Below are 18110 nucleotides of genomic sequence, written 5' to 3'. Positions count from 1 at the left end.
TCAGTTCACCTCGGCCGGCATCGTTGCCATTTCAGGCACCGACAGCTTGAGTGCGGCGAGCTTGGGCAGCGTCTTGCGCATAAAAGCCTGGCGTAGCTCGCCATTGGTCGTCTTGCGCAAGCCCCATTTCACGTACTGCTGCGAGCGGCGTGAATCGTCGCGCCCGAAAAGCGCGAGCACATGTGGCCAGAGCCGGTCAAGTGCGGCCTGGGCGTCGATGCGCCCTTCCGGCGAGCGGCAGGCGTCGCGCACGATCCGGAAGCCGTGTGCAACATGCACGTGCTCATCCTTGATTATCTGCTTGACGAAGATCTCGCTGAACGGCACGTAGCTGCAGGTCTCGAACTCGAGCAGGTGCTCGAGCACTACCGCTTCGCCCAGAAACGAAAAGATGCCACGCTCCATCCAGTTGCGCACGCCACGGACCAATTCGTTCGCATAGTACGGCCGCTCCTGGTAGTGCTGCGCGAGCATGCTGCTGGTGTCAACGCCGACGTCGGCCAGCACCGCCGCGCTTAGCTGATAGTGCTGCACTTCTTCCATAGCGCGCTCGCAGCAGACGAGCTTTTCGTAGGCGTTCGGCGCCAGGTTGTAGAACACCTGTGTGTAGTCGTCGGCGCCCGTCAACTCGCCCTCCGTATGCACGAGCATCAGGTGCGTGACGAGCTCCTGATATTCCTTTGGCATATTGCGGAAGTCTTCCGGCGTCTTCACTACGCCTTCTCCGAGCATGGGCTCGATGTTTGCAGATTGCGTATCCATTTGCGTTGTCGTCATGGCGGGTCAAATATCGAGGGATGTTCCGGACAGCGCACTGCATAGTGCGCGTCCATCGGCGCAGCGGCGGCGTCTGTCTACGCCGTAATGCCGGGAACATCCTAATCAGCGACCATCGCCGCGACGAGGATGAAATTGCCCGGCCGGTCGATTCTTGCGTTTGATTTAATTAATCGACCGGCCAGTACTGCCTAAACGAGGCCAAAGCGTTCAATCACTTACGTCGCAGCGACGCGCTCGCGTATCCAGGGCCTGAACGCGAACCAGAGCAGTAAGCCCGGACATTGCAGCGCGAGATTGATACCGAGCGCCCATTGATACGCTTGCACCGGATATGCGCCATGCTGCGCTGGCCAATGCGCTATTACGCCGCCTAAGCCGGCCTGGATCACAAAAGCAAGCAGGAATACCAGCAAATTGAATGAAGTGCTGACGCGCCCTGTCAGATGCGTCGGCACGCTCTGCGCGATGATGGCGTAGTTCATTGTCGTTGCCGTGCCAAAGAACGTGAATCCGCACGCGAGCAGCAGCGGGCTCGTGCCGTGCCCCCAGATCATCAACGTCTGGAATATGAGAAAAACCGCAATGCCGCCGCCACACACCGTAATAGGCTTGACGCCAAACCGCTTCAGCAAATCGGTCAGCCAGCCGAAGAACAGCGACCCGGCGACCATCGTCACGGTGCCCGCGAGCAGCACATTGGCCGTGTGCCCGCTGTCCAACTGGCCGACGTCGCGAAGCCACGCACCCATCCATAGGCCTTGTACCGCCATGTAGGTCGCGTGCGCGAAAATCGAATAGAGCGCAAGCCGCCAGAATGAGCCACTGCGGAAAAGCTGCCCGACATCGCGCCACATGTCCTTGAGGCGCGCCGTTTGCGAAACCGAGGGTTGCTCTGGCACGACGAAGTAGATCAGCGCGCTAACGGCGACCGTACAGGCCCCGAGAACGATGAAAGCCTGCCGCCAGTCGATATGCCGCAGCGCGGCATGCATCGGCGATGTCGATGCCATGGCGCCGAAGCCGCCTACCGCGAGCAGCATCGACGTGGACAGCGACAAGCGTTCGCGCGGCAGCCATTGCGAGCTGGCCTTGATCGCAGCCATCAGCGAACCTGCGACGCCGAAGCCGATCAGCCCACGCCCGATCGCAAGTTCGGCGAGGTTATGGGCGTGCGCGAACACCATTGCACCGGCCGCCGCAACGAGCATCAACGGTGCTTGCCCGCGGCGGCAACCGTAGCGGTCAAGCGCCACGCCGATCGGCAACTGCGCCAGCGCGAAGGCGAGCAGGTAGGCGCTCGTCAGCCAGCCAAGCGCGTTCGCATTGAGGCCAAGCTCGCTCGCCAAGTTCGGGTAGACGACCGCGTTGACGTTGCGGTAGAGATACGACAAAAAATGCGCGAGTGCGAACGGCAGCAGGACGAAGACGACGACGGACGAAAGCGACCGGCCGTGCTCCCCGTGCACCGCGATAGCAGAAGATTCAGCCACGTTTTTCATGAGGTTTCCGTTGGTGTTCTCATTTCTCGTCTCGGACTGGTTCAGGCAGGGCCCTCGCATACCTCGGCGCCATGCATCGGCGGATCGGGTTGCGTATCCGGGCCGCCCAGATGCACGTGTGACGTGCGAAACTCGCAGCAGTAGCGGCCTTTCTCGTCGGTGAGCCAGAGATCGCGAGGCGCGGGCTGCATTTCGGAGAACAGCAGCGGCTCCCCCTTCTTGGCCCATTTCGCTAGCAGATCGATCGCGAACGGATTGGAGAAGTCCACATAGATCGGCTTGGGCTCGCTCGCGCACTTCACGAACACGTAGCTCGGCAAACCACGCCTAGACGCCCAGCTTCGCCAGGCAAGATAGTGGCCTGCATGCTCGAACGGATCGTCGGCCGCCTGCGGAAAGCCGTCGTCGAAGCGCCACGCGCGGCGCTTCAGTAGCACGCGGCCGAACGTCAACCGCCGCGTTTCGCTTTGCGCGAGCACTTCACCCGCCAGAGCAAAGCCAAGTCGATGCAGATCGGTGGGCATCACCGTAAGCAGATCCTGCTCCGCCCCGCTCGCGCGGTCCCGGCACGTTAGGATCCCGTCACGCAGGTGGAGCTCGAGCGCTCCCGCACGGAGGCGTCGCGCGCGAGCCACGTGGCCGCCACCGCCTGGCAGCACCACCTGGGCAAGCGCATCGACGTCAAGCCAGTCGATATGCGAGCGCTGGTAGCTCTTCGGCGAATCCGCCGCGACGATTGTCGAGGGCGATAGCAGCGCTTCTACCTCTTCGCGAATGGCCGTCGCATATGGACAGAACGGCTGCGCAACCGGCTGCGACACTGTGTGCACACCTGGGTGCACTTCGCCGACGACGATCCGGAAGTCGCCGCGCCGCACCGCTTCGAGGCTCGGCGAGGCCACCATAAAATCGGGTGAATGGACGCACGCGGCCGGCAACATAAAGTGTTTCGCGCGGGGCTCATGCCGATCCAGTTCCGCCATCAGGATTGCAAAATCGGCAACGGTCAGCGTAACCTCATCCTGCCGTACATGCCTCACCGACACCTGCGCCCAGCCGTCCTGCAGCATCGAGCGAACGGCCTCCATGATCGATTCACCAGTATCATCGGCCGACTTCCATGACGAGAGAAACGTCAGCAGGTCCACCGCGGCACCTTTGTGCGAGAGCAATTGCCAATGCGCCAAACAGCGCTCGTGCAGACGAACCGCCAGCGCGCGCATCAGCCATTCGTATAGCCGCATCAATGGCTCCAGGCCATCCTTGATAGCCCGCTCCAAGTCACCACCGAACTCCACATGCAGATTGCGTGCGCAATCCTCGTAGACCGGAAAGCGCCCGACGTACATCTGCCCCTGCACGCGCGATAAGTCCACACCGACGCCAGACAACAGTTCGCGCATTGCCTCGAGCGCAGCCATGCGCGCCTCAAGATCGCCGCGCTCGAAGTCGATGCGCAATGCTTCCAATCGCTCGCAGATACCGACCCATACCGCAGTCGCGCTGGCCGGCGCATCGAGCGCAAGCAGCGCGCCTTGAAGGCGTTCGATTGGCTCCACGCTCCCGGGCGGAATATCGAAGCTGGCCTGAATCACGTGCTTGGCACGCATCAGGTCGAGCATCGCGCGGCTCTTGCTTGGTACAAATCCACCTGCCTCAAGCATCTCCAACACGGCGCGCGCGGACAGCGGCTGCGCAGCGCGCTTGACGATCTCGATCAGCCGCACGCCGAGCGAATTCAGCGTCACCGTCTTGCCGACCGGCACGTGTAGATCTGCGCCCCGCAAGTCGCATCCCGGGTTCAGCTCAAGCGGCAGGGCGTCGCACAACGCTTCGTCCGCACATACCGCGTCCGCAAGCCGCATCACAACCCAGTGCTCAAAGAATGTCTTGCGTGAGGTAAGCCACGGACCGGGGACCGTGTGCATATCGAGGTTCGGGGCAGCATCGCCCGCGAACCTCCCCCACGCGATCGGGCCGAAGAAGCTTGAAGTATCGTTCTTCGCGCACAGCCGCTGCAGATAGTTCCATGCCAAGCGATAGCGCTGCCGCGCACGACTGTCGATGCGCGCGGCGCCGCCATGCTCGAGCAACGCATCGACGCGCAGCATCGACTCCGGATTGGATAGGTATAGCGCTTCGCGCGCCTGGGGCGAGCGAATGAAGTCAATAATGCGCTGCCGGCAATCCGGCAGTTCGCGCTCGTACGCTTCACACAGCGCCGCTTCGCATTCGGCAAGCCTTGCGAGGTGAGCGTCGCGTGCCTCGAGCAGGGGCGCCGCAGCATCGCGAATCACTGCGGCGAGCTCCGCCATTTCGAGTGGGGCTCGCGCCGTGAAGCGCCGCTCCAGCTTAGCGACCGATTCCGGCGCGGCCTTGCGCGCCATTTCGACCAAACAGCTCTCGCACTGGCCGAGCGCTGCCTGCCACTGTCCGAAACGCACGACGTCGTCCTCGCGCTCTGTGAGCATGCCCAGCCCATCGAGAGCCTCGAAAGAAAATCCCGCCGATCGGACCCAGAAGAAGGCCGACCAGGTCATGACGCCTCGCCTCCCGTGCTGATGCGAATCGCATGGTACCGCGCAAGCATTGCAAGACATTCGTCGTCTTGACTCGTATGCATCGCGTGTCCCCGCGCGCGCAACACGTCGGGTAGCACTGCGCGCGAGCGGGCCTCGTCAAGCGCGTCGTAAATCGCGGCGGCACGAGGCGGTATGAGCGCGAAGCGCACCGCGCCTTGTGGATTGGGGAGATAAACAAGGTAGTGTTCAATCCCGGCTTCGAGCGGCACCTTGCCAAGCAGGGTCTTATCGCGAAGCCACGCCGACAAGCGCATACTGCTGCGGTGATAGCGGGCAAATCGAGTGCGCTCGATGACGCCAGCAAGCAGCCCATCGGCCGTGGCCGACGACGGCATGGCGTCGAGCGCGATCAGCCATGCCACCGTGTCGCGTTCAAACGCGATCAGTTCCGCCATCCCTGCGATTGCCATGACATCCTGCTGCTCGCTGAGGAACCTGAGCGCGTCGTGGCAATACGCGTGGACATACGGTCCGTAATCCTTCCACGCGTGACGGTCCAGGAACGCGTGGCTGAGGGTCTGGATATCGGCACCTCGCCTGAGTATGGCGCGAAGCGTCAATGGCGCGCCTGTCTCGAGCGCATTCAGGAAGGAGTTGGCAAGCCGAAAGCGATAGTTCGTCACGAACCACATCGCACGATCGCTCTGTCGCGCGTAGGCCAACGCTGCTTCACACTCGTCCTTGTTTAAGGCGAAATCGCTCAGGTCAGGCGCGGATTCGCCCGCGGCGAACAGCGCATGCTGCAGGTCGGGCTCGCGCAGAATCCGTCGCCACACATGCCACACGGTTTGCGGATTCATCGCGCAGTCTCCAGTTCGACAGGCCGCACGACCACAGGCCGATACCGATTCCAGAGTGCACGCGCACGCTCGAGATCGGCGACGATCATGTCGCCGTCGTCCTGCCCGCCAAGCACGCGCGTATCCGGATGATGCGCCTGACCTTGGTATTCGAGGATGACCGCACACGGCTGCGCGCGCGAAAGGAGCTCCTCATAGAGCTCCCAGACGGGCTCTGGGATCGGCGAATCGTGCCAATCGTGGTAGAGGCCGCCGTGCCAGCTGCCACCAGCCAAATGCACGGCGATTACGCGTTCGAGCGGAATTGTATTCAGGTAGTCACGCACATCGAACTCCGGCAGGTTCAGCGAGTTCGTATAGATGTTGTGCAAATCGAGGTGGATGAAGGTTCCTGCTTCCTCGACGAGCCCTGCGATAAATTCGGCTTCGCGCATTTCCGAGCCCGGGCAGGCCAGATAGTAGGCCGCGTTCTCGTGGGCCAGCGGCATGCAGTAGCGTGCCTGCAAGGCAGCCGCCCGCTCAGCGCAGCGCTTGATCTCGCGCTGCGAAAATTGCACCGGGCTACTCCAGATGTCGAGCCACGAATCGTCGCCATAAAAGCAGTGATCGGCCACCCATGGGCTCCCGATCGCCTGCGCAATCGGCACGTGGCGACGCACCGCCGCGGTTTGTTCGAGCGAGCCGAAACCAAACTCGCACCCATAGTTCGAATGCGCAAGCAGCGTGCAACGAGCGCGCAGGCGCTCAAGCATTTTGCGCGCTGCTGGTTTGATCAGATGCGGCCCGTCGAGCGGCGCCATCACGTTGTCGAGCAGAATCTCGAACAGGTCAACTTCCAGTGACTCGAACGGAAACCAATCGAGAATCTCAGGGTTGTATTGAATGCCCACACCAATCGGTGCGGGCTTGTGAAATACCGGTTGCTGAGCATTCCCATGCATCGTCGACGGACCCATGCCGAATCACGCAAACACTTTGCTTTCAATCACTTCAATATCGTCGAGATTGAAATCCTCGAACATGCACGAACCGGGCTCTGCGTCCTGAGCCTGTGCATTTGCCGACAGGGCAGCTTCGGCTTGCGCATTGAGCGAATGATCGGTCGCTTCAGGCGACACGGAATCGTTTGGCAAATTGGACATGACACTCTCCTAGTGAGAAAAAGCACGGGCAGGGCCCACGGGATATCGATGCATGACGCGCCGAACAGGCTCGTCACATCGTAGAAAGCAAACGCACGACGCCGTAGGCCAGCCACGTCCAGGCCATGACCCAACCGACGGCTGTACCAACCACTGTCACCCAGTAGAGCGTGCGACGTGCGCGGGCGGGCGCTTCGCCTCCTGGCTGGCGCAGCAATCGGCTGCGCACATAGCGGAACGCGCGTTGCCGCAGGCGTGGCACGCCGAAGTACTCCGTGATCGCGAGATATGTGTCGCCGTTGAAGATCGGCAGCAGCGTCGGCACGAGCGCAGCCGCTGCGCTGACTGCCATCACGACTCCGAGTGTATGGGCAGCGCTTTCGTGCGGTGCCCAGTTCCACACGCCGACCCCAAGCGCGACGAACAGCAAGCTCGCATATGGACCCATGATGATCGTCACGATCCGCGCGCGCTGCGAAAGCGCCGACCAGTCCCGCTGCAGCGGACGGGCCCAGCCGCTGGCGAGCAACAGATAGACCGCAATGCCGAAATCGGTAATGCGCACCCTATACGCGCGGCACGCCAGCGCATGACCAAGTTCGTGAACCGCAATTGACGCGACGACGACCGGGTAATGCCATAGCAGCCAATGCCAGCTGTGCGCATAGACACCGGCCACATCGTTCTCGAACGCGCCGAAGTGCGAAACCACGCAGACCAGTGCCAAAATGATGACAATGAGCCCGCTGTACACAAAGACGCTCGAACAGAGCCATGGCACACGCGCGAAAACGGCATCAAGCAACCGCTCGGGCGCAAAACGTACTAGCGGAATCGACAGCGCGGCCTTCAGTGGACCATAGCTGATTCCGGTTGCCGGATCGCGCACCCGTGTGGCGCGCACGCCCGGCACGGCGAGTAGGCCAAGTTGGAACAAGCGTCTCTCGAACTCGGCGACCTTTTCGTCGGATATGGCAATCCGCTGCGACCTGAGGCTTGCCGAGATTTCAGCGGCGCTTCGTGTGCCATCGAAACGCCGCGCGATGGAGAGCTCGCTCGCGCCGAGGTAGTACGACAAGTCGCTTGCCGGATCATAGATCGTGTATCGGCGATCGGGGTCGTCGGCCTTCGGGGTGAATATCCGCAAGTCAGAACGGAACACCGCGTACGTGCGCAGGCCAGAGGCTTCACACTCCCCTGCCGTCGCGTCGCTCATGAAGGTGCCCCGGTTACGTGAGCGGATGAGACTGCCGCGCCCACAAAGCCCGTCAGATTCGTAAGCGCATGTCTCGTGCGTGCGCCATGTTCCGGCCAACGCACAGGAATAAGATCGACAAGCGCATTGACACTCATCGATGTGCTCGCCTTACCGAGCACATGTACGCCGCCGGGTCGCGTTGGCCCACACAGCGGTGCGTCAGTGGACAGGACCGGTTCCCAGCCGTGGCGCAGCATCAACATCTCGATCGATTCGATCGTCAGGTAGCGGCGGTGATTATGGCTGAAGTGCCCATTGAGCACGCCATAGCCGAACGCGCGCCCTTCGATCAGAAGCAGCCCGTCGGGCGCGCACGCTTTCCGACAGAGCGCGAGCACGCGGTTGATGTCGTATGCATGCTCGAGCGAGCCGATGATCACGATTAGATCGAATTGCGCGTCCGGCAAGCGCATATTCTCAGCAGCGACCACGTCGATCCGCAATTGCAACTGCTTGCTTCCAAATTCCGCGTAAGCGGCGTCAGGATCGTTACCGGCGACAATCCAACCGCGCCTCGCGAATGGCACCATCATGCCGCCGGCCGAGCATCCGACGTCAAGCAAGTGTCCAGTTGGCGGCAAATAGGCGGCGAGACTGCGGTACAGAAACTCGCCGCGCCGCATCTGATCCAGGACGAAATCGCGCTCCGGTTGCGTCTGCCCAAACAGCGCCTGACGGTAATAGCGCTCATAGTAAGCCTGATAGAACGCAGCATTAAAGCGCGGATTCTGATAAAGGAAACCACATAATTCGCACGCGACGACAGGAAGGCGGTCAAAGCGCCCTTCCGTCGTTGCCACTGAATCGACAACGATTTCATAGCCGGTGTGACCGCAGACCTCGCAGGCGATGGACTGAGAAGTGACGCCGTCGACAATGCCGATGGCCTCGAGATAGGCGCTGAGGTGATTCATCGAGTAGACAGGAAGCGCTCAGCGCTACTTGATGCAGAAAAAGCCTTCGAAGCACACGTGCTTGAAGATTGTCATCACGTCGGCGAAGCCTGCTCGTCGCAACATATCGACATTGCCCTGGCTTGAGAACGGCTCGAGCACGCCTTTAAGGCTCTTTGATTTCGCAATGATTTCGTCGGACGCATATCCCTGCTCGAGCTTGTAGTCGACGTACAGACCGCTCGCAATATCCTGGAACCGCGCGTCGGGCGCACGCACTTTTTCGAATAGCAGGAACGCACCACCCCAGTTCAACGACTGATGGATGCGATTGATCAATTCCTGCCGCACACGCGGCGCGATGAACTGTGCCGTGTAGTATGCGACGATCAGATCGCTCGGCTCATACTCAAATGTCAGTGCATCGCCGACGAGATACTCAACATTGTCCGGCTGCGGCGACATCTGCGCCAGGTACTGCTTTGCCTGGTCGATCATGTTGGCCTCGATATCGATCCCCACCCAGCGCACCGACCCGGCATGGCGCTGTGCGAGTTGGCGCGTGAGCGCGCCCGTCGAGCAGCCGATTTCGTAGCAGACCGAATCGCGTTTGACAAAGAAATCGCTCAACCCGAGCACGATGCTATGACCGTCCGCGTAGCGCGGAACGGATTTCGAGACATGAGCTTCGAAATGGCGAGCCGTATCACCGCCGAAGCTCCAAGACGCGTTTCCGGTGACGATGCCATCGCCGACAATGAGCGGTCGGTTGACAGATTGAGCTTGCAGAGTTTCTTCCATGATGGGCTCGTTCCAAGTTCGTCGCGATTCACACCGTAACGTTCCGCCTTGACCGTGCATACGCGCCGCGGTCCACAACTCGAATTATCGGCGAGAACGAATGCGTTCTAGATTATTTGGTCACTCGCGGCGCCACCTAGTCATAATTTGCCGCACTAGGCGTTTGTTGAAGTAGATTTCGATTGCAAGAACCTGCGACAGGCCGTGGCGATTGATGCTCAAAGCAACATGGCGAGCGTCGATGCAAGCTGTGCCACGCCCTCCTCGATACGAGCCGGCGGCACGGTGACGAACGACAACCGCAGCGTGTGTGCATCGACTTTGCCTGCATAGAATGGCGCACCGGGCACAAATGCGACGCGCGATCCGTTCTCATGCGCAAGCGACTTTTCGAGTAAGCGCACGGCATCGACAGAGTCGGGAACGCGCGCCCATAGAAACATGCCACCCTCCGGCGCATTCCAGCTCATAGAGAGCGCGCAGTGGGACGCGAGTGACGCCAGCATCGCACCGCGCTGTGCCATGTAGAGCGCTCGAATCTGGCTTAGGTGCGCATCGAGAAAGCCCGTGTCGAGTACTTCATAGACCATGCGCTGCGCGAACCCAGATGTGTGCAGATCGGACGCCTGCTTCGTCTGCACCAGCTTCTTGATCAGCGGCATCGGCGCGATCGCATAGCCGACGCGTAGTCCCGGTGCGATGATCTTCGAAAACGATCCGAGATAGACTACGCCGTCCGGATTCATCGACAACAATGTCGGCAACGGCTCGCCCGAATAGTCCAGTTCGCCGTAGGGATCGTCCTCGATCACCACGATGTTCGCCGCCTTCATGGCCGCGACGAGCTGCCTGCGACGCGACACGGGCAGGCGGCGGCCAGTCGGATTCTGGAAATTCGGCATCGTATAAACGAAGCGTGCGCCGAGGATCGTTTCCTCGGTCAATGCTCCAGGCACGATGCCCTCGCCATCGCACTCGATCGGCGTCAAGATTGGCTCGAAAAGCGAGAATGCCTGCAGCGCGCCGAGATAAGTGGGGTTCTCGACGAGGATCCGGCTACCCGGGTCAATTAGCACTTTCGCAAGAAGGTCGAGCGCCTGTTGCGAGCCGGTGGTGATCAGCACCCGGTCCGCCGTCACACCATGACGTTCGGCAATCCATTCGCGCAGCGGTGTATAGCCCTCAGTCGGAGCATATTGGAGCGCCGCATGTGGCGCGAAGTCGAGGATTCGTGCACACGCCTCTTTCATTAGGCCGACCGGGAAAGTCTGCGGCGAAGGAATACCGCCTGCAAACGAAATGACCGACGGATCCTCGGTGACCTTCAGGATTTCCCGGATGGCCGACGAGGTCAGGCGCTGCGCCCGCTGCGAAATATCGAATTGCATACACACGTTTCTTGGTTGGTCAGCCTGTCGCAAAGGCCCACGCCGTAGCCCGACGATGATGCGCATCGAACCCTGGCGGGCCTTGTCGCATTGGTCTTCCAAGACTAAATGCCCCGTCGGGATGCGCCATAGCTAAAAATTGCGATGCCAGTGATTTATTGCACTCTTTGTTCTTTGGATCACGCGCGGCAGCGGTGACAGAAGGGGCAGTTCCGACGCATAGGACCTGCTCTGCCGCCCGAATTCAGATAACCGCAACGAGCGCGGATCCCTTGGTGACATAGCGAGCGCGAAATGCGGATGGTGTAAGGCCGTGAGTGCGCCGGAACTGCTTAGAAAACTGTACAGGGTCTCCGAAGCCACTTGCGAACGCCACGTCCTGAATCGACATGTCTTCGCGCCTCAGGCAGGAACACGCATGTTCGATACGCTTCTTCAGCAGATACTGGTAAGGCGACATACCCGTTGCCTGCTTGAAGCAGCGGCAAAAATAGTACTCGCTGAGCCCCATTTGGCTGGCCAGATCGGACAGGCTAATCGATAAGGTGATATTCGCCTCGATGAACTGATCCAGGCGACTAAGCTTTGTCGCGTTGAGCGCCGGTTGTTTGCCGCTCACCTTGTACGGACCGCGGTAGCGCGTGACGATGTGGGCGGCCAGTGTCCGGGCGAACGTTTCCGCGAACAACGCACCGTGTGGATTGCCGCACGCCAGTTCGGCATCAATCAATTCCGCCGCCTCGAGCACGAAGCGATCTTCTTCAGTCGCGAAGCGCGGCGGAATATCCACATGATGGATGCCCATCTCCGAGGCCACTGAATCGACGATTGATGGCTGCAACGTCATTAGGTGCAAACGCCCGAGTGGGCTCGCGTAGCGCACGCGATGCGAACAGCCGTTGGGAATATACACCGTGCTGCCCCGTCGCTGGATTTCTTGGCGCAGTACACCATTCAGCACCCGTTCAGCCTTAGAAGTCGGATTCAGCTTCACCATAAGGTAATGCTCCTGGATCACATGCTCGACTGTCTCGAATATGTGATCCTGCAGGGTCTCGAAATGCAGAGACTGCCACCTGAACCGGGAGCTCGTTCGCACTGCCTCGGCACTCAGTACTGCCAGGCGGCTGCGGTCATCGCGAAAATTGAGTTGCAGGAATTGCTTGCTCATGGAAGTCATGATCCTCGAAGTTCATCTTGCAGAATCGCTTCACAAATAGCCGCAAGAACTTCCTATCGGCTGTTGGCTGCTTCACCACCACCATAATCTGTGCAATGCTGAAGCGCCTCCCTTTCATCGCGAAATATCCACTTACACAAAATCGCCGAAAACTCTCTCACATAACGAGACTATCAATTGGGAGCCCGCTCAGCTGGTGTTGTCTGTCTTGGAGAAGCTAATCGAACAGGGCGCCGAAGCGCCAAAGAAAATCCTGGCCATCCGCATCCACTGCGGTATGCACTTCAACTAACTCTCTCGCTTTGATGTCAGCTTGGCCGTGCCCCGGTCGGGCGGCAGCGTTGTATGCCCCCGTTACTATCATCACGCCCCGATAATCGGGGATTTGGCCAGCCAGGCCCGGCATGATTCTCGCCCCCAGTCGCAGTCATGATCCGGGGGGTGTTGTCACCGGGCCTGGTGGGTGGCTGGTGATCGCTAATAGGGGCTCGGCCAGGATATCTTGAGGCCGTCCGTAACGTGGATGCCGAGACTTGCCACCGATGTTGCAGGCCAAACCGTTCAACCTGCAAAGCCTTCGATGCAAGAAAACCAACAACATAGCTCTGTCGATGTATTCGTCGGCGTCGATGTCGGCAAAGGCCACCATCACGCCGTCGCCCTCGATCGGCGCGGAAAGCGCCTTTACAACAAGGCGCTGCCCAACGATGAGGCCAAGCTGCGCGCCCTCATTACCGAACTCAAGACGCACGGCCAACTCCTGTTCGTCGTCGATCAGCCCGCCACCATCGGCGCGTTGCCCGTGGCAGTCGCCCGTGATGAAGGTGTTCTGGTCGCATATCTACCGGGCCTGGCTATGCGCCGCATCGCTGACCTGCACGCTGGTGAAGCCAAGACCGATGCCCGCGATGCCGCCATCATTGCTGAAGCCGCGCGCTCAATGCCGCATACGCTGCGCTCACTTCGACTGGCTGACGAACCACTCGCCGAACTCACCATGCTGTGCGGCTTCGACGACGATCTGGCGGCCCAGATCACGCAGACCAGCAACCGCATTCGAGGTCTGCTCACCCAGATCCATCCGGCGCTGGAACGGGTCCTGGGGCCGCGCCTCGTCCATCCGGCCGTGCTCGATCTGCTTGAGCGATACCCATCACCCGCCGAGCTCGCCTCAGCCAGCGAGAAAACACTCGCTAACCGCCTCACCAAACTCGCACCTCGCATGGGCAAGAGCCTGGCAGCCGACATCGTCCAGGCGCTCAGCGAACAGGCTGTGATCGTGCCCGGTACTCAGGCCGCAACCATCGTCATGCCGCGTCTTGCCCAGCAACTCGCATCCTTACGCAAGCAACGCGAGGAGGTTGCCAGCGAAGTTGAACGTCTGGCGCACGCACACCCTCTTTGGCCGGTCCTGACCAGCATGCCGGGAGTCGGCGTCAGGACCGCCAGACTCCTCACTGAAGTCGCTCACAAAGCCTTCGCATCGGCTGCGCATCTCGCCGCCTACGCCGGCCTCGCCCCTGTCACCCGCCGCTCGGGCTCGTCCATCCGGGGCGAACACCCGTCCAGACGGGGCAACAAGGTACTCAAGAGAGCGCTCTTCCTCTCGGCCTTTGCCGCCCTGCGAGATCCGATCTCGCGGGACTATTACGCTCGCAAGGTCCAGCAGGGAAAACGCCACAATCAGGCGCTCATCGCCCTTGCCAGACGGCGCTGCGACGTCCTGTTCGCCATGCTGCGCGACGGCACTTTCTATCAACCGAAATCCGCCCCTAATGCTTGACGAATCACATAGGGGCACCCCCCCGCCGAATAGCTGTCCGATAACTGCAAGTCACGTTCACATTTGCGCCCGGCCTAAATGCACAGGCAAGCGATGCAAACACGAGATAGCAGTCGGTGACCTTGTATCGAGTAGAGACGCGGTGAAACGCTCGATGGGATTGACGAAGCACTCGATCAGGTTGCGCGTACGGTACAACGCACGGTCGTAGCGGCGCTTGGTCTTGTCATTCGAACGCGGCTTCGCGCGCGCAGCTTCGAGAAACCGGCGATTATTGGATGCCATTCGGCTACACCCGCCTTCGCTGCCTGATAAGTGCTCCAAACTTCATCGCTCAGTAACGTTCGTGCCATCCTGTCTCACTGTGCAAAAGACAGGATGCAAACACGCTCTCTTAAACGTAAACAGACCCTAGCTCCGACGTGGACGTTCCCATACCCGAGTGATTCCGCCCATCCCTCTTCAGACGATGGCATCAGAGTGCCGGATATCCGGATAGCGAACTGTGAATCTTTGTGACGATTTCATCGGAAAGGCAAGGGTATTGCACGAAACGTAAAAAGGCTTTAAACATTTCGCCAGATCAGGAGTTAGGTATGAAGCGGCTCGGACGACCTACCAACATATCACCCTGCCGTCACGCCTGCGCCGGTGAGGAAATCCTCGGCGCAGGCGAGCGGCGGATTTGGATCCAGCAAGCCCTATTGAATGTGCAAGGGAGCAGGAAACATTTGTTGAAGATCAACCGTAGTGCCGAGCGGATATGCCTGGACTGTCATCCCTAACGTACGACAGCTTGGAGAAGTCAACGCGGTCCCGGCGGACGTATTCAAGACTGATTGTGCGATCTGTTGCGTTGGGGTTCCTGTGGTTGCGATATATAGCGTTGCACTATTGGCCGTTGTGACCAGTGCCGAGGGCCGAAAGCCGTACGGACCAGTCAGAATAGGATTGCCAATCAGCAAACCATAGTCGACGATAAGAGGCGGCCCCGAGCAATCGGTGTTCGGAAAATAAGTATTCTCACTATGCCAATAAAGTTGTTGCGTCAGTGATGGCGTTGCTCCGGGGGCCGAATACGGCGATACCTCCAGATAAACCGGTACCTTGCCGATTCGAACCACCGCGCCTTCGCTAATATCATGACCATATGCATCAAAACCAGAAAGACCAATCACACCCACGACATTCCCGTTCGCGTCAACGATTTCCGGCGGGGATTCGGCAGTAATCGTAGTTTTTTGGCGAACGCGGGCGCGGCCGCCGCGATCGCGAGAGAACATGTCAAGGCAGCCAGAACCGTTTTCATTTTCAGATTGACCTCATTGACAGATATCGGTGAGGGGGATCAGCCGTTTCGGACCGTGACCAGTCCGGAAACCATAGCTGACGGGTAAGCCTATGCGACGCGTGAAAGCATCGTGGGCAAATCGCGCAAGGGAACTGATGACCCGGATCCTTGGCGAGTGAAGCGCGATGAAGGCTGGCGCTGCTATGCCGTGCTAGCCTTCATCGCAATACGAACCAAGAGTGACGAACACGCAGGAGTATTAGCTTCCCCTGAGGCAACACGACCGACTGGCCATGCTACTTGAGGCTCTCTAGCCTTGAGCTTGTTGTTCGATTTCTGCCTTAAGCATGCGTTCGATGGAGCGTCGAATGCGGACGGGGCCGGCATCGCTGCTCAAAAGCACGGGCTTCAATGACCAGAAGTCTGAGTCTCCGACGCAGATCTGCTGGGCGTTGAGAACCGGCTTGTCCTGTTCTTCGAAGACAAACCGTCGGAGGTTGGCAAACACCTTTGCATCCTCGTCATTGAGCTTCGTACCGGCCGGCATCGCTGCGGCAAAAAAGTAGTGCGTAGTGCGCTCGGTTTCCGGCGTCACGATATGCATAGCGTAATACCAACCGCGGTCCTCTCGCTCACCGCCAGCGACATGCACACCCGCATCCACCAGGAAACAGCTGGGCGGGATCCAGCGCGCATTCGTCCACATGTCGACAGACTTTCCATCGCGACGGTACAACATGTCAAAGATTCCAGGCGGTGAGATATTCGGCATCCACCTGTTGCACAGGACATGATTTCCTTCTTCCTTCAGAACCAGATCGGCTCCAACCTGCTTTGGGCTACCAAGATAGCCATCATGCAGATGCGTGAGATGACTCAGGTCAAGCAGGTTTTCGCCCATCAGCACGTAGTTCGCGTCGATGTGTAGGTACCCTCCGGTACTCAGCTGATAGCCGCTGGCTGCATCGAGCATGGAGTAGTCGGGAATTAGCGCTGGGTCAGCCCGGGCATCACTCATCCAGACCCACACCATGCCGTATAGTTCATGCACCGGATATGAGCGAACCTTCGCGGCCGTCGGAATTCTGCCATCGCCGTGGGGATTCTTTACACAGGAACCTGTGCAATCGAACTGCAATCCGTGATAACAGCATTCGATGACATCCCCTTTCAGTCTTCCTAGGTGCAGAGGAATGAAGCGGTGTGGACAGCGATCCTGCAGCGCAACGGCCTGCCCATCCTGTTTGCGGTAAAAGACGATCTGCTCATCGAGCAGTGTGCGGTGAAATATCTCATTTGTGCGGAGCTCGCTGCTCCAACACGCCACGTACCACGCGCTTCTGATGTAAGCCATGTGATGTTTCCAGATCTATTCTCAGATATTGAAAGGCCGCTGTTCAGTCTGGCCTATACGGCATCGTGCTTCCTGTCGATGATCTTCTCGGGATTTATTACCTCGGTTCAGCCGTCGTCATCGTCAGACAAGTACGATCCGAAGGGAGCTTTCGAACAAAGTCATCTTCGCTCGAATCTCAACGCGGCGTCGCTTGAGGGCTGACGGATGCCGCGGTTTGCTTGCGGAACGGAAAGCCAAACATGTTGATCAGCAACCCGACAATTACGAGCACGACACCAATCATTTTTCGTAGAGTCAAGTCCTCATGGAAGATCACCATCGAACTCAACATGCCGAAGATCGGGACGAGCAGTGTCAGCGGCGCGACAAGCGAAGTCGTGTGCTTGCGCAAAAGGTAATTCCAGACCGAATAACCGAACAAAGTTGTCGGATAGACGAGGTAGAGCACAGCGCCCGCGCCACTCCAATCTATATGTCGCAGGTCCGTCATGACATGCGATGGGCCGTTTATCCCGAGCGCGATCGCAAGCAACGGCAGCGGTGGAACCAGACTGGACCAGACCGTGAATCCGAGCATATCGGTGGCACCGGATTTTTTTACGATGATGTTCGCCACGCCCCACGACGCCGCGGCGGCCACCACGAGCAGTACCGCAATGAAATTGCTTGAGCCATCTATCTTCGCGATGGTCACAATGCCAGCAAACGCGAGCACCATACCGGCCAGTTGGCGGAACTGGACTTGATCCTTTAGGAAGATGGCGCCAAAGCAGATCGTGAAGAACGCTTGAAGCTGAAATACCACCGACGCGAGCCCCGCTGAAAGACCTTCTCGAATGCCCACGAACAAAAAACCGAATTGCAGTACGCCGAGCACGAGGCCGTATGAGAGAACGTATTTGAATCGCACCTGTGGACGCCTGAAGATGAATATCCACGGTAATGCGCAGAGTATGAAACGGAGTGCCGACAGCAAGAATGGATCGAACGATCCGAGGCCGATCTTGATTATGGAGAAGTTAATGCCCCACAAAGCGGCAACGAGCACCGCCAATGACAAATCTCCTGCGCCCATGCATGTGCTCCTATTCTTAGCTTCAAGCAAATCAAATTTGCGCGCGTAACGGGGCAATTCTCTTACTAATTACATTTGTGTTGTCGTAGTCTCGAGTCGAATATCGGAGGGACGTTCGGCCAGCGCGTTGCATGGTGCGCGTCCGTTGGGACAGCGCCGGCTTCGAGGCAGCGATATCGAGAGCATCCTAATCAGCGTCGATCACCGCGACGAGGATAAAATTGCCTAGCCTGTCGATTCTTGCGTTTGATTTAATTAATCGACCGACCAGTATTCGCTAA

At 59.2% G+C, this 18110-nt stretch carries 16 protein-coding genes and 1 pseudogene; 2 read left to right on the top strand and 15 right to left on the bottom strand.

Annotated features, from left to right (window positions below; translation table 11 throughout):
* The 11 genes from FAZ95_RS38935 to FAZ95_RS38880 form a co-directional block, all read right to left on the bottom strand.
* Entirely contained in the window at nucleotides 1-762 is a 762-nt protein-coding gene (locus FAZ95_RS38935) for a Phenylacetic acid catabolic protein (protein WP_254700415.1), read from the bottom strand.
* Nucleotides 763-995: 233 nt separating this feature from the next.
* The gene (locus FAZ95_RS38925; RefSeq protein ID WP_137337864.1) at nucleotides 996-2279 is read right to left on the bottom strand and encodes an MFS transporter; all 1284 of its coding nucleotides are present in this window, start codon (nucleotides 2277-2279) and stop codon (nucleotides 996-998) included.
* Between the two features lie 41 nt (nucleotides 2280-2320).
* Nucleotides 2321-4819 (bottom strand): lantibiotic dehydratase, encoded by a 2499-nt coding sequence (locus tag FAZ95_RS38920; protein ID WP_175425907.1) that lies wholly within the window; start codon nucleotides 4817-4819, stop codon nucleotides 2321-2323.
* Entirely contained in the window at nucleotides 4816-5661 is an 846-nt protein-coding gene (locus FAZ95_RS38915; RefSeq protein ID WP_137337862.1) for a hypothetical protein, read from the bottom strand. Before FAZ95_RS38915 ends, FAZ95_RS38920 begins: the two co-directional genes overlap by 4 nt.
* Nucleotides 5658-6617: an MbnB/TglH/ChrH family RiPP precursor modification enzyme gene (locus tag FAZ95_RS38910; protein WP_254700414.1), complete on the bottom strand. Its 960-nt coding sequence runs from the start codon at nucleotides 6615-6617 to the stop codon at nucleotides 5658-5660. Before FAZ95_RS38910 ends, FAZ95_RS38915 begins: the two co-directional genes overlap by 4 nt.
* 6 nt (nucleotides 6618-6623) lie before the next feature.
* Entirely contained in the window at nucleotides 6624-6803 is a 180-nt protein-coding gene (tglA, locus tag FAZ95_RS38905; RefSeq protein WP_137337861.1) for a 3-thiaglutamate biosynthesis pearlin carrier peptide TglA, read from the bottom strand.
* 73 nt (nucleotides 6804-6876) lie between these two features.
* Nucleotides 6877-8019 (bottom strand): site-2 protease family protein, encoded by a 1143-nt coding sequence (locus FAZ95_RS38900; RefSeq protein WP_137337860.1) that lies wholly within the window; start codon nucleotides 8017-8019, stop codon nucleotides 6877-6879.
* Nucleotides 8016-8975, bottom strand: coding sequence for a class I SAM-dependent methyltransferase (locus FAZ95_RS38895; protein ID WP_137337859.1), 960 nt, complete (start codon nucleotides 8973-8975; stop codon nucleotides 8016-8018). Before FAZ95_RS38895 ends, FAZ95_RS38900 begins: the two co-directional genes overlap by 4 nt.
* Before the next feature lie 24 nt (nucleotides 8976-8999).
* The gene (locus FAZ95_RS38890) at nucleotides 9000-9833 is read right to left on the bottom strand and encodes a methyltransferase domain-containing protein (RefSeq protein ID WP_254700413.1); all 834 of its coding nucleotides are present in this window, start codon (nucleotides 9831-9833) and stop codon (nucleotides 9000-9002) included.
* Nucleotides 9834-9973: 140 nt separating this feature from the next.
* Nucleotides 9974-11143, bottom strand: a complete 1170-nt coding sequence (locus FAZ95_RS38885) for an aminotransferase-like domain-containing protein (RefSeq protein ID WP_137337906.1) — start codon at nucleotides 11141-11143, stop codon at nucleotides 9974-9976.
* Between the two features lie 244 nt (nucleotides 11144-11387).
* Nucleotides 11388-12314: a helix-turn-helix domain-containing protein gene (locus FAZ95_RS38880; RefSeq protein WP_175425906.1), complete on the bottom strand. Its 927-nt coding sequence runs from the start codon at nucleotides 12312-12314 to the stop codon at nucleotides 11388-11390.
* Between the two features lie 589 nt (nucleotides 12315-12903).
* Here FAZ95_RS38880 and FAZ95_RS38875 point away from each other — a divergent pair.
* On the top strand, nucleotides 12904-14106 hold the full coding sequence (locus FAZ95_RS38875; RefSeq protein WP_175425905.1) for an IS110 family RNA-guided transposase: 1203 nt from the start codon (nucleotides 12904-12906) through the stop codon (nucleotides 14104-14106).
* A 4-nt stretch (nucleotides 14107-14110) separates the two neighbouring features.
* Here FAZ95_RS38875 and FAZ95_RS38870 read toward each other — a convergent pair.
* The 3 genes and pseudogenes from FAZ95_RS38870 to FAZ95_RS38860 form a co-directional block, all read right to left on the bottom strand.
* A pseudogene (locus FAZ95_RS38870) lies at nucleotides 14111-14367 on the bottom strand (hypothetical protein); the annotation flags it as partial.
* Between the two features lie 440 nt (nucleotides 14368-14807).
* Entirely contained in the window at nucleotides 14808-15389 is a 582-nt protein-coding gene (locus tag FAZ95_RS38865; protein ID WP_137337856.1) for a hypothetical protein, read from the bottom strand.
* 318 nt (nucleotides 15390-15707) lie between these two features.
* Nucleotides 15708-16673: a Rieske 2Fe-2S domain-containing protein gene (locus FAZ95_RS38860; protein WP_254700428.1), complete on the bottom strand. Its 966-nt coding sequence runs from the start codon at nucleotides 16671-16673 to the stop codon at nucleotides 15708-15710.
* On the opposite strand from FAZ95_RS38860, the gene FAZ95_RS40470 reads away from it, so the two are divergent.
* Nucleotides 16599-16955 carry a hypothetical protein gene (locus tag FAZ95_RS40470; RefSeq protein WP_254700429.1) on the top strand — a complete coding sequence of 119 codons (357 nt, stop codon included), beginning with the start codon at nucleotides 16599-16601 and terminating at the stop codon, nucleotides 16953-16955. The two genes, FAZ95_RS38860 and FAZ95_RS40470, sit on opposite strands and share 75 nt — an antisense overlap.
* Here FAZ95_RS40470 and FAZ95_RS38855 read toward each other — a convergent pair.
* Nucleotides 16930-17829 (bottom strand): EamA family transporter, encoded by a 900-nt coding sequence (locus FAZ95_RS38855; RefSeq protein WP_137337854.1) that lies wholly within the window; start codon nucleotides 17827-17829, stop codon nucleotides 16930-16932. The two genes, FAZ95_RS40470 and FAZ95_RS38855, sit on opposite strands and share 26 nt — an antisense overlap.
* Nucleotides 17830-18110 lie beyond the last annotated feature (281 nt).

This window comes from Trinickia violacea (genome assembly GCF_005280735.1).
Taxonomy (GTDB): Bacteria; Pseudomonadota; Gammaproteobacteria; order Burkholderiales; family Burkholderiaceae; genus Trinickia_A; species Trinickia_A violacea.
The sequence above is the reverse complement of the archived record's forward strand: the minus strand, read 5'-3'. Positions and strand labels throughout refer to the sequence as shown.

Excerpts from the sequence above, each read along its gene's own strand:
- FAZ95_RS38920 (WP_175425907.1), bottom strand. The coding sequence starts at position 4,819 with ATGACCTGGTCGGCCTTCTTCTGGGTCCGATCGGCGGGATTTTCTTTC.
- FAZ95_RS38935 (WP_254700415.1), bottom strand. The coding sequence starts at position 762 with ATGGATACGCAATCTGCAAACATCGAGCCCATGCTCGGAGAAGGCGTA.
- FAZ95_RS38880 (WP_175425906.1), bottom strand. The coding sequence starts at position 12,314 with ATGAGCAAGCAATTCCTGCAACTCAATTTTCGCGATGACCGCAGCCGC.
- FAZ95_RS38885 (WP_137337906.1), bottom strand. The coding sequence starts at position 11,143 with ATGCAATTCGATATTTCGCAGCGGGCGCAGCGCCTGACCTCGTCGGCC.
- FAZ95_RS38865 (WP_137337856.1), bottom strand. The coding sequence starts at position 15,389 with ATGTTCTCTCGCGATCGCGGCGGCCGCGCCCGCGTTCGCCAAAAAACT.
- FAZ95_RS38925 (WP_137337864.1), bottom strand. The coding sequence starts at position 2,279 with ATGAAAAACGTGGCTGAATCTTCTGCTATCGCGGTGCACGGGGAGCAC.
- FAZ95_RS38855 (WP_137337854.1), bottom strand. The coding sequence starts at position 17,829 with ATGGGCGCAGGAGATTTGTCATTGGCGGTGCTCGTTGCCGCTTTGTGG.
- FAZ95_RS38900 (WP_137337860.1), bottom strand. The coding sequence starts at position 8,019 with ATGAGCGACGCGACGGCAGGGGAGTGTGAAGCCTCTGGCCTGCGCACG.
- FAZ95_RS38895 (WP_137337859.1), bottom strand. The coding sequence starts at position 8,975 with ATGAATCACCTCAGCGCCTATCTCGAGGCCATCGGCATTGTCGACGGC.
- FAZ95_RS38915 (WP_137337862.1), bottom strand. The coding sequence starts at position 5,661 with ATGAATCCGCAAACCGTGTGGCATGTGTGGCGACGGATTCTGCGCGAG.
- FAZ95_RS38875 (WP_175425905.1), top strand. The coding sequence starts at position 12,904 with ATGCAAGAAAACCAACAACATAGCTCTGTCGATGTATTCGTCGGCGTC.
- FAZ95_RS38910 (WP_254700414.1), bottom strand. The coding sequence starts at position 6,617 with ATGGGTCCGTCGACGATGCATGGGAATGCTCAGCAACCGGTATTTCAC.
- tglA (WP_137337861.1), bottom strand. The coding sequence starts at position 6,803 with ATGTCCAATTTGCCAAACGATTCCGTGTCGCCTGAAGCGACCGATCAT.